The organism is Salegentibacter lacus (genome assembly GCF_020164555.1).
GTDB classification, from domain to species: domain Bacteria; phylum Bacteroidota; class Bacteroidia; order Flavobacteriales; family Flavobacteriaceae; genus Salegentibacter; species Salegentibacter lacus.
The window spans coordinates 1-14,965 of the sequence record NZ_JAIQZB010000017.1; the positions used below are offsets into that span (position 1 = coordinate 1).

The 14,965-nt window shown below is 35.4% G+C and carries 15 protein-coding genes; 4 read left to right on the forward strand and 11 right to left on the reverse strand.

The window, feature by feature from the left end:
- Positions 1-111 precede the first annotated feature (111 nt).
- The 3 genes from LB465_RS13610 (at position 112) to LB465_RS13620 (ending at position 3,803) form a co-directional block, all read left to right on the forward strand.
- On the forward strand, positions 112-267 hold the full coding sequence (locus LB465_RS13610; protein ID WP_224470418.1) for a hypothetical protein: 156 nt from the start codon (positions 112-114) through the stop codon (positions 265-267).
- A 211-nt stretch (positions 268-478) separates the two neighbouring features.
- A complete protein-coding gene (pta, locus tag LB465_RS13615; protein ID WP_224470419.1) occupies positions 479-2,572 on the forward strand; it encodes a phosphate acetyltransferase in 2,094 nt (697 codons plus the stop codon).
- A gap of 43 nt (positions 2,573-2,615) precedes the next feature.
- Positions 2,616-3,803 (forward strand): acetate/propionate family kinase, encoded by a 1,188-nt coding sequence (locus tag LB465_RS13620; RefSeq protein WP_224470420.1) that lies wholly within the window; start codon positions 2,616-2,618, stop codon positions 3,801-3,803.
- An 18-nt stretch (positions 3,804-3,821) separates the two neighbouring features.
- Here LB465_RS13620 and LB465_RS13625 read toward each other — a convergent pair whose 3' ends face one another.
- The 8 genes from LB465_RS13625 to LB465_RS13660 all read right to left on the reverse strand — a co-directional run bounded on the left by LB465_RS13625 (position 3,822) and on the right by LB465_RS13660 (position 10,763).
- Positions 3,822-4,268 carry a hypothetical protein gene (locus LB465_RS13625; RefSeq protein ID WP_224470421.1) on the reverse strand — a complete coding sequence of 149 codons (447 nt, stop codon included), beginning with the start codon at positions 4,266-4,268 and terminating at the stop codon, positions 3,822-3,824.
- A gap of 254 nt (positions 4,269-4,522) precedes the next feature.
- Positions 4,523-6,376, reverse strand: a complete 1,854-nt coding sequence (locus LB465_RS13630) for a PLP-dependent aminotransferase family protein (protein ID WP_224470422.1) — start codon at positions 6,374-6,376, stop codon at positions 4,523-4,525.
- 271 nt (positions 6,377-6,647) lie between these two features.
- Positions 6,648-7,802: a porin gene (locus tag LB465_RS13635; protein ID WP_224470423.1), complete on the reverse strand. Its 1,155-nt coding sequence runs from the start codon at positions 7,800-7,802 to the stop codon at positions 6,648-6,650.
- A gap of 197 nt (positions 7,803-7,999) precedes the next feature.
- Positions 8,000-8,332, reverse strand: coding sequence for an antibiotic biosynthesis monooxygenase (locus LB465_RS13640; protein WP_224470424.1), 333 nt, complete (start codon positions 8,330-8,332; stop codon positions 8,000-8,002).
- Between the two features lie 99 nt (positions 8,333-8,431).
- Positions 8,432-8,872: an RDD family protein gene (locus tag LB465_RS13645; protein WP_224470425.1), complete on the reverse strand. Its 441-nt coding sequence runs from the start codon at positions 8,870-8,872 to the stop codon at positions 8,432-8,434.
- 473 nt (positions 8,873-9,345) lie between these two features.
- A complete protein-coding gene (locus LB465_RS13650; RefSeq protein WP_224470426.1) occupies positions 9,346-9,561 on the reverse strand; it encodes a hypothetical protein in 216 nt (71 codons plus the stop codon).
- Positions 9,562-9,667: 106 nt separating this feature from the next.
- On the reverse strand, positions 9,668-10,093 hold the full coding sequence (locus LB465_RS13655; protein ID WP_224470427.1) for a DUF4268 domain-containing protein: 426 nt from the start codon (positions 10,091-10,093) through the stop codon (positions 9,668-9,670).
- A gap of 1 nt (position 10,094) precedes the next feature.
- Entirely contained in the window at positions 10,095-10,763 is a 669-nt protein-coding gene (locus LB465_RS13660; protein ID WP_224470428.1) for a ZIP family metal transporter, read from the reverse strand.
- A gap of 232 nt (positions 10,764-10,995) precedes the next feature.
- Between LB465_RS13660 and LB465_RS13665 the strand changes: the two genes are divergently transcribed.
- Positions 10,996-12,153, forward strand: coding sequence for a THUMP domain-containing class I SAM-dependent RNA methyltransferase (locus tag LB465_RS13665; RefSeq protein WP_224470429.1), 1,158 nt, complete (start codon positions 10,996-10,998; stop codon positions 12,151-12,153).
- A gap of 66 nt (positions 12,154-12,219) precedes the next feature.
- Here the strand turns inward: LB465_RS13665 and LB465_RS13670 are convergent, their stop codons facing one another.
- From LB465_RS13670 to rlmD, 3 genes are read right to left on the reverse strand one after another with little or no spacing between them, the layout of a single operon-like run.
- Positions 12,220-12,939, reverse strand: coding sequence for a DUF6048 family protein (locus tag LB465_RS13670; RefSeq protein WP_224470430.1), 720 nt, complete (start codon positions 12,937-12,939; stop codon positions 12,220-12,222).
- The gene (locus LB465_RS13675; protein WP_224470431.1) at positions 12,905-13,429 is read right to left on the reverse strand and encodes a DUF6452 family protein; all 525 of its coding nucleotides are present in this window, start codon (positions 13,427-13,429) and stop codon (positions 12,905-12,907) included. The genes LB465_RS13670 and LB465_RS13675 overlap by 35 nt, the downstream gene beginning before the upstream one ends.
- The gene (gene rlmD / locus LB465_RS13680; protein WP_224470512.1) at positions 13,430-14,839 is read right to left on the reverse strand and encodes a 23S rRNA (uracil(1939)-C(5))-methyltransferase RlmD; all 1,410 of its coding nucleotides are present in this window, start codon (positions 14,837-14,839) and stop codon (positions 13,430-13,432) included.
- Between the last annotated feature and the right edge of the window lie 126 nt (positions 14,840-14,965).

Sequence of the window (14,965 nt, forward strand, 5' to 3'; positions counted from 1 at the left end):
TCATTCAGTGCTTTGAAACCCAGTAGGGCTATAACCAATACTAGCAGGGGGATAGAAAGAAATCGGTATTCCTAAATTCTGAGTATTATACCACCCATCTACTACTTGTAGTTGCTCGGATGGATACAAGATGCCGATGGTGAGCTAGATTTAGATGGAGAAATAGAGGCTATTACCACTTCAGAAATAGATCTTTTAGGCTTTTCTGTAGGTGCAAATTCAGAAGTAAATTTTGATATTTTATTGGTTGGATTACTGGATCTATAAAATGCCAAAAACTTAATTATTAAAACCAACTTTGGGTGGTTTTTTTGTTCTATTCAAATTTCTAAAATTTCGATTATAACTTGTGGTTAGTCTCTTTCCAGATAGTTTCATTAATCAAAAGCTGATTAATGTCAGGTTTACTTTCTTTTAGGAATAACTTAAAAGCTGTTTTCTTTTATTAACTTTATTTTTGCCGAACAATTTACATACTATGAACAAAGGAATTTATATCGCTACGCTGGAATCCCACAGCGGAAAATCTATGATCTCATTAGGCTTAATGAGGACACTTTTAGGGAAAATGGTTAAAGTAGGCTATTTCAGGCCCATTATAAACGATGTTCCAAAAGGCGAAAAAGATAATCATATTGATACTGTTTTAAGTTATTTTGATTTAAAAATCCCTTATGAAGATACTTTTGCATTTACCCGAAGTGAGGTAATTCAGAAAACGAATGATGGGAAATCGGGGGAGATTATTGATACCATAATAACCAAGTATAAAAAGCTGGAAGAGGATTTTGATTTTATCCTGGTAGAAGGCAGTGATTTTTCTGGTGATGGTAGTGTTTTTGAGTTTGATGTAAATGTGGTTATCGCTAAAAATTTAGGAATTCCGGTTATAATTGTGGTTAGCGGTCAGTTTAAGACCTGGGAAGAATTATTAGGAAACCAGCAAATGGCTTATCGTGCTTTTAGAGATAAAGAAGTTCAGGTTATTGCTATGGTTAGTAACAAAATCCAGGAAGAGAATCTGGAGCCTGCTACGAAGAATATGCGAGGATTTCTACCGCAGGAAGTTGATGTATTTGCAATTCCGTTAATCGATACGCTTAATAACCCTACTTTAAAAGAAATACTAAAGGCCCTGGATGGAACGGTTTTGTTTGGTCACGATTTTCTGGATAATCAAACCGGAAATTTTGGAGTGGGCGCAATGCAGCTTAGAAATTATCTAACAACTCTAAAGCATGAAAGTTTAGTAATTACTCCCGGTGATCGTGCCGATATTATTTTGGGTGCATTACAAGCTAATATTTCGAGTAATTATCCAAGAATTTCAGGAATTATTCTAACTGGTGGCTTAAGACCGGAAGAATCAATTTTAAAGTTAATTGAAGGTTTATCTGATATCGTTCCAATTATTTCAGTTCAGGAAGGAACTTTTGTAGTTACCAATAAAGTAGGCGCCATAAAGTCTAATATTTATGCCGATAGTATTCAGAAAATACAAACCACCATCAGTATTTTTGAACGCTACGTATCTTTTGATCCGCTGGTAGAAAAACTAACAAATTATAAACCGCAGGGTAGAACTCCCAGAATGTTTCAGTATGATTTAGTGAAACGCGCCAGACAAAGTAAAAAACATATAGTTTTACCGGAAGGAACTGATGAGCGTATCCTTTCAGCAGCAAAACGGCTTATAGATATGGACCTGGTAGATTTAACTTTGTTAGGCGATTTCAATACGATTCAGAAAACCGTGGCTAAGATTGCGCTAGATCTTGATTTTTCGAAAGTAAATATTATAGATCCTGTTAACTCTCCAAATTTTCAGGATTATGCAGAAACTTTTTATGAATTAAGAAAGCATAAGGGTGTGAATATGGATATGGCGAAAGACCGTATGAGTGATGTTTCTTACTACGGAACAATGATGATCTATAAAGGTCACGCAGACGGAATGGTATCTGGAGCGGCACATACCACCCAGCATACAATTTTACCAGCACTGCAATTCATAAAAACAAAACCAAATGTTTCAGTTGTTTCTTCTGTATTCTTTATGTGTTTAGAGGATAGGGTTTCAGTATTTGGAGATTGCGCAATTAATCCTAATCCTACTGCAGAAGAATTGGCAGAAATCACCATTTCTTCTGCTGAAAGTGCTTCAGCATTCGGTATTGATCCAAAGATTGCTATGCTTTCTTATTCATCGGGAACTTCCGGAAAAGGAGAAGATGTAGATAGGGTAAGAGAGGCCACTGAAATAGTTAAAAAACGTAGACCAGATCTTAAAATTGAAGGTCCAATTCAATATGATGCTGCTGTAGATATTAGTATTGGGAAAAGTAAGTTGCCCGATTCTGAAGTAGCAGGCCAGGCCAATGTTTTAATTTTCCCCGATTTAAATACAGGTAACAATACTTATAAAGCTGTGCAACGTGAAACCGGAGCTTTGGCCATAGGACCAATGCTTCAAGGCTTAAATAAGCCGGTAAACGACCTGAGTCGCGGATGTACTGTAGCAGATGTTTATAACACTGTAATTTTAACCGCCATACAAGCACAAGGAATTTAATTTAGAATGAAACCAGTAAGATGCTGGACTCAAAAATAAACAGATGAAGAATATTTTAATTATAAATTCAGGAAGTTCGTCTCTAAAATTTCAATTAATAAAAATGCCTTCAGAAGAAGTTTTAGCTTCGGGAATGGTAGAGCGTATAGGATTGGAAGGCTCAAAACTTCATTATAAAACAGAAAACGATTCAATTTCTGAAGAGCTTTCAGCAAAAGATCACGCCATAGCATTAAAAGCTATCACCGATCTTTTAATGGATTCTGAAAAAGGCGTTATTAAAAACGCTGAAGAAATACCTGCTATCGGGCACAGGGTTGTACACGGCGGGGATAGTTTTTCTAAAACCATAGTGATAGACGAAAAGGTAAAGGCGAAAATTAAAGAATATTTTTCCCTGGCACCATTACACAATCCGCCAAATTTAAAAGGTATTGAGGTAGCAGAAGACCTTTTTCCAAAAGCCACACAGGTTGCAGTTTTTGATACTGCATTTCATAGAAGTATCCCCGAAAAGGCTTCACAGTATGCAATTCCTACAGAATTTTTTGAAAAGCATCATATCCAGTTGTACGGATTTCACGGAACAAGTCATAAATATGTGACCGAAAGAGCAATTGAATATCTACAAAAAGAGAATTCTAAAATAATAAGTATTCACCTGGGAAATGGGTGTAGTATTACGGCTGTAAAAGATGGGAAAAGTGTAGACCATTCCCTTGGTTTTGGGCCTGTTAACGGACTTATTATGGGAACCAGGAGTGGAGATATAGACCAGTCGGTTATTTTTTATCTGGTGGAACAATTGGGATATTCAGCCCAGGAAGTAAGTGATATTTTGCATAATAAAAGCGGTATGTATGGGCTTACCGGTTATAGTGATCTTAGGGATATTGAAGAACAGGCCGAAAAGGGAAATAGGCAGTGCCAGTTGGCATTGGAAATGAATGCCTACCGAATTAAAAAATATATAGGAGCTTATACAGCTGCGATGAATGGGGTGGATGCGCTTGTGTTTACTGCTGGAATAGGTGAAAACAGCGACGTTATTCGAAGTCTGGTTTGTAAGGATATGGATTTCTTCGGAATAAAACTGAATGAAGAAAAAAACAAACAACGCCTGAAAGAATTGAGAACTATAAATGCTGAAGATTCTCAAGTCCGCGTGTTGGTTATTCCTACAAATGAAGAATTAGAAATTGCACAGCAAACTTATAAATTGAAAATATAATAAGGGGAAAGTAAAGTCTTAAATAAGATATTTACTTACCAGGTTTAATTTTTCCTGTAAAGCTTTAGATTGATGTTTGTGACTCAATAAAGTGTTTCTCAAACTTCCGTCTGTTAATAATTGAAGTGTTTGATACAGCTGTTTGAAAAACCGATTTTCCATTTCGGTGCAAATTTGTCCCGATTTAGGGTTCGTATTCATACTTAAATTTTGGTGCATTTTCAACACTTCTTTTTTACATTTTAATAGAAGATCTTCCAGATATTCCTGGTCTTTTGCATCTAAAATATGCCTGTCTAAATCATCCTTCAATGCTTTTTTATGATTGTATAATGATTTAAACAATTTCTTTAAAAAGATTTTTTTAGTCGTTAAAATACAGTGTTTATAGTATATCGCCGAAGTGTAATTAGCAATATAATATTTTTCCAGATGGTCTACTTCAGAAGGTTTCCTCAACATCATTTTCCCGCTTTCATTTTTAATACATTCCTTAATTGGAAGTATTAATTATTTGTAAGAAATTTACAGGAAAACTGGAAAAATACCTGTTAAATAAGATTAAACAATTATTAAAAATTACTTAATGTAATTGATTCGTTTTGAGATTTTAATTCAATTATATTAAATAGATATTATTGGGCTAGCGCTCTTAGTTAAATTAAAAAATAATAGCTGCCCCGGAAGTTTATTCCGGGGCAACTATTATTAAAATCATTTTAACTGGCTTTAATTTGCTCAACGAAATCTGAAAATACTTTTTTATGAAGTTCAAGATCCAAATCGGGGGATACAGATACACGGGCAATATAATCTTTGTCGTCTTCTTTGGTCGTTCCTTGCGTAGATGTTGCAGGTATCGTCCAGTAACATCCTTTTAACTGCCCATAACTCACACAATACTTACTTTCATTCGGGATATTACTAATCATCATATCGATCAGTTTTTGATTTAATGCTCGTTTATAAGCCTCTCTTTCTTCATCTGTATTTCCTTTCGTAGGAAGATCTAATGAAAAAACAGATGGTGTAAAGCCCTGTTCAGCTAATTCTTCTGATACAAAATTGATTTTCGCCGTTGGTAAAGTCTCTTTGATATAGTTTACAAATTCACGTGTGTTTTTATAAGCATCTTTAATCCTTTGATTCATAGAAGGCAATTGCTCTGCTAAAATTTGAACTTGAAGATCTGTAGCTTCGTTATCACAAATTATCAGGTGTTTTTCTATTTTATCTAACAAAGCTTCAGCTTTATCATTAGTTACACAGTAACCGGCAGTACATTTTCCGCCACTTGGAAATTTTGATCCACTAACATAAGAAATGGTCCTGATATCTGAGAGTATGCCATCATCAGCTAAGAATTGTACGTTAGGACAAAATGTTTGATCTAAAATAAATACGGGATCAATTGCAGTTTCACCGGTTGTAGTTTTACGCACTTTACTTAAAACCTCTTTTAATTTTAAAAGATCCGGAACTTCCACCCTGGGATTGGTCGGGATTTCCGCAATAATGTAAGGAACAGCATCATTTTTAGCAATTTCCTCTAATACAGAGTCAATACTTTGAACCATATCGTTATCGCCGTCAACAAGTAAATCGACTATTTCAACATTATCAATACAAGCAGCTACCCGCCGGGCCTGGTCGTTTGTTCCGCCATAACAATTTGGAGGCACAACAATTTTGATAGCCTTTCCTGGATGTTTTTCAAGAGCATCGTCTATGAGCCCCATCATGATCGCATATTGAACAGATAGCCCACAAGAACCAAGTAGCGCTGTTGTATCTGTGCCTGTAATCTTTTTAATTGAATCAATTACAATTGCTTTGTTTGTTTCAACATCAGATTTCTTTTGATTAGAAACTGATTTTCCTGTTAACTGCTGCAAGGCAGAAAAACAATCGGCCGGTGTCATTGCAATGGTCTCTCTTCTTCGCACGTGTTGTATACCGGAAACGTAACTCTCGTTTTCATTCCCATTTACTATTAAAACACTTCCCAAGTCAGGATGTATACTAACAAAAAAGTCGATATTAGGATTAAGATCAATTTTGCCAATTTCGTCTTCTTGGGAAATAAAAACAGTACTGCCGTCAAATTCAGAAATCCCTTCAGTATTCTCAATCTGCTTCAATTGAAAATTATAACCGTAAACACGTTTTATTGCATCTGCATCAAAATAATCGGGTAGTTCCCCGGTATATACGATTTGAGTCTTTTTATTGTCGAATAAATTCTTTCGTAGAACGGCTAAAGCAGGAATCGTCCTTGATGAAAAACTAATAACATTATCTGGTTCCAGGTCATTTAGTTTAGCTATTGCCCATTCCAGGATCGAGGATAAAGGATGACCTAATCGAATATAGTCGAAAGCCGTTGGTAATTTACTAAGTGGTGATGTTTCAGAATTGTTAGCTGCAAACAAGCTTTCAAACTGCTCTAAAAACTCAGTTTTAGCTAATTTTTCATTATAAATATCTAATCGATGGGTTGTTAGTTTCAACCAATCTGTTGGCATATTTTGTAATATATCATCAATATAATTTAGCACTTTATCGTCCTTCATAATCTTTACTTTTAGATAGGTCGGCAATATAAATTAATTAGATTTATTTTATAATTTTTCCGTTCGTTTTGTTGAATTCCATTATAGCTTTTGGTTATTGAAAAGTTGTGGAGGAACGAGTATCATTATTATTACATAGAGGAATTTTCAGGCTTGGATATATTGCCGTGCTGCCTTGTTTTAATTGAAGATGTAGCAGAACAAAAAACGGGGGATAAGATATTATCACCTATTGCTTTTAAAATATCTAATTATTTCGGAAAGCTTAATCTTACAATAGTAATAGGGGAGCGATAACACCAACTCTTAATTCATTTCTGTTATAGTTGGCTGCTCCCAGTGTTTCTTTGGCATAAGTTGAATAATCATAATACCGGCCAATATAAGCTAAGAAAAACCGAATGTCAATGTCTTTAAACGGACTGTAATAAATGGTTGGGATTATTCCATAACTGGTTCTCATGTGGTCATTATCGGTTTCCATATTGTCATAGGCGCTGCTAGTCATCAGGGTTAGTAAGCCTTTGAATTTTGGGCTGAAGCGATGTTCTGCTCTTAACCAGTTTTCGATATACCTAACATTTTCAGCCAAAGTACCGTCAGCGAGAAGATTGGTCATAATACCCTTGGTATCCACCTGTTCATAACTGTAATGAAAATCGTACATTAGGGTGAAATCCCGGTTTTGGTATTTATGGCCTAAGGTAAAAAAATAGGTTCCTCTGTTTTTTACTTCATTGCCATAACTAAGGCTATAAATGGTTTCTAGTTTTCCATCAAAAAAGTTTCCACGCCAATTTCCAACAACGGAAACCGGCCAGATAGGTTCCTGGATATTTTCTGCAATCACATCGCCGTAAAGATCCTCATAAAGCATAGTACGCGAATTTAATACCTGCAAGCCAAATACGTGGTTTTCAAAAGCCTGATAAGTGATTCCGGCTCCTGTGACAAATGCCAGGGCATTGCCATAAATATCATTATATTCCAAAACATACAGAGGGCTGAACTCATATTCATAACCTCCATAAAACGGATTCATTTTTCCAAGTCTAATATTAAGTAACGGACTCGCTTTAACATCTATATAGGCAATTTCGATATTGTTGCCCAGTTGGTCCAGGCTTTGCACATTCCCGCCTTTATTAAAACGGTGTCTAAACCGAAAATCCACTTTTTCGTGTAATTTGCCCGAAATTCCAAGGGCTGTAAATCCATTTTGAAACTGCATCCCGTTGTAATACTGGTCTCCGCCTCTAAATTTATATGCTCTAAACTCCATACGCATATCGAAGGTGAAATTTATATTTTTTAGGAGCTTTTTCTGGTCTACGGAAATTAAAGGTTCAGCCAGACTGTCGTTTTGTTGTGAAAATCCCAATAAGGAGATCAATAAAAACACGCTTATTAAAAATGACTTTATCATAAAATTTAAGATTTAAATTTTAGTGGAATTGTTCGCAGAAACGTAATCAATTAAAGCGTTTGGTTTAATAAGTAAACTTTATTTCTACAGTATCCTTCTAAATTTACTGAAATTAATTAAAATTAGAATAATTTTTAGAGAAGCTATTGCAGGAAAGTGCGTGTTTTAAGCCATTTTCAGAAGTTTTTGGCTACAATTTATAGTATTAATTCACCTTTTAATTCATAATGTTCGGCAGTCTTATCATACCTTTTTAAAAGTGGTTTTGCATTTTCCGGAATATAGGCTTGTTCATAATTTTTTCCGGCAAAGATCTTTACAGAATCCATTGAATCAAATTGAAGCGTTAGAAAGAATTCTACTTCATCAATTTTGTTCTTTGCAGCGATATTAACTTTTTCCAGCCCATCAACTCCGTTCTTTTTTACTGTAGGGAATACTTCATTAACTAACAGATCTTCATAAGCAGAAGCATTTTCTAAGGTAGTCCAGCCTTTCCAGGTTCTGATAATTTTTAATTTTTTATTCATTATGGTTTGATTGTGTTGTTTTCCGTTCCTGGTCCTAAAAATATTAATTCTTAAAGTGAAATGCGCTAGGAACTTTAAACCATGTTCTAATATGGTGGTTTAGTGCTTTTTCACAACATAAGTCTTTGTTAACTTATCATATAAGTTCTGATTCTTTTCGTCCCATAAGATCCAAATATTTGGAATTATTAAATAACCCGACAAATTTTTAAGAGCTTCTCTTAAGGCTCCTTCGTCGTACTTTTTAAAATCCTCGCCGTTTTCTACGGAAATAACTTTAAGTCCAAAAATCTTGTGACCAATATTCCCTATAAAGAGAGGATAGAAGATAGCTCCTAAGATTAAACTTTGAATTATTCCAAAAAGCATATCTGTTAAATCTGCATCAGAGTTTAAAACTTCAGAAATAGGAGTTCCTAAGACTGTGTAGATTAATATGAAAGCCATTAAAATAATTATGGATCTTACAATTGCAGCTACTAATCTGTCGCCTTTGGAAGCTAGCTCGTATCCGTGAACTCTTTTCATTTCTATTTTCAATTAAGATGATTTGCCGGTTTAACTGTTTTTTAATTATAATGTTAAATTAGATTTTCTCGAAAACACTCATTATTTTTCTTAATGCGACTTAAGTTAAATTTTAAAAATTTTCTTAGACTTTTCCATTCAGCCTTAATTACACTTTTGGAAATTTCTGTGATTTTTTCAATCTGTTTGTCTATAAGATTACCATCCAGTTTATTTAAGTCTTCTCGATGTAGTTGTATTGAAATTTTCTGTATTATCTCCTCTATTTTTTTATGATCTTTTTCTTCAGAATTCAGTTATAAGAATATTCTTTGTGCTAGAACATCTGATCTCATATGAGACTCAATATAGTCGGAATAATATTTTTTTGAAACAGTATAAATTTCCTCCTCGCTTTTTCCTTTGCTTTCGACTATTTGACGTTCTAAAATCATAGAGCAATGAGCGATTTCTGTTGTATAACTGCTAATATCACTTCTTAGATTTTATATCCATTTTATTCTTGAACTAGAAATTATATTACTTTTTACTTGATATAATGCAATTAAACTAGCGACTAATGCTAAAAAAATTGTGATAGCATTTGTCCAAATTTGAGAATAACCGGAACTTGCTGTCAGTTCTAGTGTATGTTGAAAATGATAAATTGAATCTTCTATTTTCAAAGTATCGGATACTATTGAATCTTGAGGTATTTTCATATTTTACTTATGCGCCACGGTGTTATATCCCGCGAAATATAAAGCTTTAATCAGAAATATTTCAGGATAATAGCAGGTTTAGACCCTTTTAGCAATAATTTGATAACTACCTAAAAAGATCCTTATACTCCACAAAGAAAGCTTCCATTTGTTCCATATTATCATTCAGGAATTTCATCGCTTCCGGCCATTGGTTTCGGTTATGGATACTCACATTGTTTAACTGAACATAAACCCGGGAGATTAATTTTCCTTCAGGAAGTTCGTATTCTTCATCAAATTCAGCTTCAGGTAAATATTCCGAAGTCAGGATTTTTTTCAGTGAAAGCAGCTTTTGAAAGTAATAGGCTCGAATCAGTGGGTCTTCATCTAAAACATCTATGGAAACCTGGGCAAATTTTCGGTTAAACGTGAATTTTAACTGTAGCTCTTTTATACCGGTATCATAAAGCAGCCATTTTCTACGAAAAACGATTCCAAAACTTGTCCAGAACTGCTGTCTTAATTTTTTGCTTTCGGCTTTGCTAAACATATTAAATAAAATAAGCCAGTAAAATTCCGCCGACAATCACCGCCAGCTTAGAAATGTTGAATTTATGATTCTTTGAAGCTTCGAATAGGATAGTGGTAGAAACGTGCAGAAAAATACCAATCACCAGCGCGTTGATGTAAATTGAAATGTCCTGAAGCAAACTGAACTGCGATTTAAAGAAACTACCAAGTGGCGTCATTAAAGCGAAAACCGCCAGAAATAATACGACTTTAAGTTTACTCAAATTAGAATGAATAAGAAAGACCGAAAGTATGGTCGCTACCGGAATTTTATGAATCACAACGCCGTGGAGAATATGATCGCCTTCATCCATTGGGAAACCCTCCAGGAAAGCGTGAATGCTTAAACTTATTAATAATAAAATCGGGAATTTATTCATCCCCTCCTGTTGATGTAAATGCCCGTGCTCAATCCCTTTTGAAACAAATTCAAGCATAATTTGCAGCAATAAACCAAGCATAATGAAAATGCCAACTTCCTCGGTTCCGTTTAAATAAACTTCGGGTAGCAATTCAAATATGGTAACTGCGAGGAGATACGCACCACTAAAACTAAGCAGCAATTTAAAACCGGTGGAGGAGGAGGGTTTTAAGAAAACAGCAATAAGGTAACCGCCAATTACAGAAATTAAGGGTAAAATATAGATCATTAATTAAGGTCAAAATAATTAGTAAACTTCCCCGGGACACACCTCAAGGCCTTGCCCGAAGCTAATCGGGATTAAAAAATAAATAAGCGACACTGGTGACGGCTATTTAAAATCTCATTAATCGAGTTAAAAAACTAAGTCGTAAATGCATCGGTTATATTTCAGCATCCCCAGCCGGCAATACCATTATTCAGCAAAATTACCCTATTTTTGTGGACTATAAAAAACCGATATGGAAAATAATTTTAAAATGATTGCCAAGACCATGTATGGTTTTGAGCCAGTTTTGGCCAAAGAATTAATGGCACTTGGCGCTATGGATGTAAAAGAAGGAACAAGGAACGTGAGTTTTGTGGGCGATCTCGGCTTTATGTATAAGGCCAATCTTTGCCTGAGAACCGCAATTAAAATCCTGAAACCATATCAAAGTTTTAAAATATTTTCTGAAGAAGATCTTTACAAGCAAATCTACGAATTACCTTGGGAAAACTTTATGGATGTGGACGATACCCTGGCTATTGATGCTACGGTACATTCTGAAACTTTTACGCATTCCCAGTATATTTCCCTTAAAACCAAAGATGCCATTGTGGACAGGTTTCGGGATAAGTTTGATAAGAGACCAAATGTAGATCTTGATTTTCCAACCTTGAGAGTCAATATTCATATTGAAAAGAATTTTTGCAATGTTTCTTTTGATTCCTCGGGGCAGTCTTTGCACAAACGTGATTATAAAACCGCAACCAATATCGCACCAATAAACGAAGTTTTAGCTGCTGGAATGTTATTGCTTTCAGGTTGGGACGGGCAATGCGATTTTCTGGATCCTATGTGTGGTAGTGGTACCATTTTAATTGAAGCCGCAATGATTGCCTGCAATATTCCGCCAAATTTAAACCGAAAGGAATTCGCTTTTGAACGTTGGAAGGACTGGGACGAAGATCTATTTGAAAAAATTGAAGTTTCTGTGCTGAAAAAAGTAAGGGAATTTCATTTTAGTATTAAAGGTTATGATACCGCTCCATCTGCAGTGCATAAAGCCATTGATAATATTGAAAATGCCAATCTTACTGAATTTATAAAAGTAAAAAGGCAGGATTTCTTTGAATCTGAAAAAGAAGGAGAAAGGCATTTACATATGTTATTCAATCCGCCTTACGGGGAACGTTTGGAAATCGATATGCCAAAATTCTATAAATCAATTGGAGACACGCTGAAGCAGGCCTACCCGGGAACCGATGCCTGGTTTATTACTTCTAATCTTGAAGCCATAAAACACGTTGGTTTAAGGCCATCCAGAAAAATAAAACTTTACAACGGTGCCCTGGAATCTAAATTGCTGAAGTACCAGATCTATCAGGGATCAAAAAAGGCGAAGTATCAGGAGTAAAATTTTGATCTGTATTCTCGCAGTTTGAGAGCTGAAGAACTTTTAAACTGCGGGAAAACTACTTTTTTATTTCTTATAAAAAGGAATCAAATAACTAATAGTGTAGCCATAACCAACCCCAATATTGCTGTCGTCGTAAGTTCGGTTAAAACCGGGAATAGCGAGATTATCGAAATTATTCGGAGTGGTTTGGAATAATCTTCTTTTTAACTGAACATTAAACGAGAGAAATAGATTATTAAGTACTTCAACCTTAATCCCTGCAATTAACTCTACCCAACTAGCAGTTAAGCCGGAATATTCAATAGTTTCAGAGCTTATATCAGGTTCAAAAAAAGGATTTGTGGTATAAATCTGGTATTCCTCAAGATCTTGAGTGAAAGTTGAAAATCCATAACGCGCACCTATAAAAATCAGGTTTTCCATTCCTGTCCAGTTTTCATAGGCATTATAATCGGCGCCGAGTTTTATATAACTTCCACGAGACGTTAGGCTAATATTATCTTCAGTATAACCAATACTTTCATTCCCTAATTCTGCGGCAGCGTAATAATTTTTATAAACTCTGTAATCTCCTAAAATCTCAAAACCCGAATAATCATCCTGAAAAGCAGTTCTTAAAAGTTTGCTTATATCAGCACCTACCCGAAGCCCGAATTTTTCACGATTGGCCAGACTATCCTGTATTTCTGTTTGTTGTACCGCCGTTTCCTGGCTCAGCAATGGCCCGGCAAGAAACAGGAAAAGTATACTAAAAATATATGTTGATATGTGATTCTGTATCATCTTCAATATTGGGTTCTTCTATAATATAAGAATCTATCCATTCGCCGTCTTCCCCGCCTTCAATAGTTAATTTTAGACTATTATAAATTACTTTATAAGCACAGGCACGATTTACATAAACTTCCTCGGTTCCATAGGTAAAGGTTAAAGTATCGGTATCTGGCGTGAATTCAGGATCTTCTTCGTCTACTTCAGCATCGAAAAGCGTGAAAGTATAGGTTGTAGTATTTTGATTAGTCCTTAATGGAATTTGAATGGAATCTCTATTTATTCTTTGATATAAAGTCTTAACAGAATCGTTTACTATAGACCTTACACTTAAATTGGTAGGTCTTTTGAAGCTTTCACGATCATCAACATCATAAAAACTCAATATCAGCATAGGCGTGGTTGGAGTGCTTTCAGGACAGATATCGTCACGTTGGCAACCCAGAAGGAGCAAAAGCAAACCAAGCAGTGGAATAGACCTTTTTAAAAAACTTTTATTCATTTATTTTCTTTCTAAGCAAACAACATTTTCTACGTGGTGAGTTTGTGGGAACATATCTACGGGCTGTACTTTGGTAACCTTATAAAATTCATCCAGCATAGAGAGATCGCGGGCTTGTGTGGCCGAGTTACAACTCACGTAAACAATGCGCTTTGGCAATATACCAATTATTTGAGCAATTACATCTTTGTGCATTCCGTCCCGTGGCGGATCAGTAATTATAACGTCTGGCTGGCCGTGATTATTGATAAATTCTTCAGAAAAAACTTTTTTCATATCGCCTACAAAAAACTCGGCATTTTCAATCTGGTTGCGTTCGGCATTTTCTTTGGCGTCAATAATGGCTTCCGGAACAACTTCAACCCCAATTACTTTTTTTGCCTTTTTCGCAACAAATTGAGCGATGGTTCCGGTTCCTGTATAAAGATCGTAAACAATTTCGTCTCCTTTTAAATTGGCAAAGTCACGGGTTATTTTATATAATTCGTAAGCCTGGGCAGAATTGGTTTGATAAAAAGACTTTGCGTTTATTTTAAACTGAAGTCCTTCCATTTGTTCAAAAATATGGTCACGCCCTTTATAACAAATCACCTCCTGATCGTAAATAGTGTCGTTTCCTTTTTCGTTAATTACATATTGAAGCGAAGTGATCTCAGGAAACATTTCGGCCACCGCATCCAATAGCAATTCCCGCTTCTCCTTGTTTTCGTGAAAAAACTGGATTAATATCATAATTTCACCGGTAGAAGAGGTACGAATCATTAAAGTTCTTAATAAACCTTCCTGTTTGCGGGCATTGAAAAAGCTTAAACCGTTAGCTGTACCAAATTCTTTTACAAAATTTCTAATGGCATTGCTGGGATCCTCCTGTAAGTGACACTTCTTTATATCAAGGATCTTATCCCACATTCCCGGAATATGAAAACCGAGGGCATTTTTATCGTCGAAATCTTTTCCACTGTTTATTTCATCAGGAGTGAGCCAACGGCTATCGCTGAAGGAAAATTCCATTTTATTACGGTAAAAGTAAATTTCTTTACTTCCTAAAATAGGAGTAACCTCGGGCAGTTCAACTTTACCTACCCGAATAAGATTATTTAAAACCTCATCTTGTTTGTATTCCAGTTGATATTCGTAACCCATATTTTGCCATTTGCAACCTCCGCAGGTTCCAAAATGCTGGCAAACCGGTTCTACACGTTTATCTGAAAATTTTTGAAATTGAATAGCAGTTCCCTGGTAGTAAGATTTTCGTTGTTTGGTGGTTTTTATGTCGGCTACATCACCGGGTACCACATTATCAATAAATATTACACGGCCATCTGGCGATTTCCCAATTCCTTTTCCTTTTCCGCCGGCACCGGTAACTTCTACGGCTTCAAATACCTTGTTTTTATTCCTTCTTCCCATAGCGCAAAAATAGAATAATTGTAAAGATTTATTCCCTGTGTTCCTAAAAATTCCGACAAACATTTAGTAATTTGCGAAAACTGAATTATTTGGATGATTTCTCTCCAAAAGTGCCTTACAGGCTTG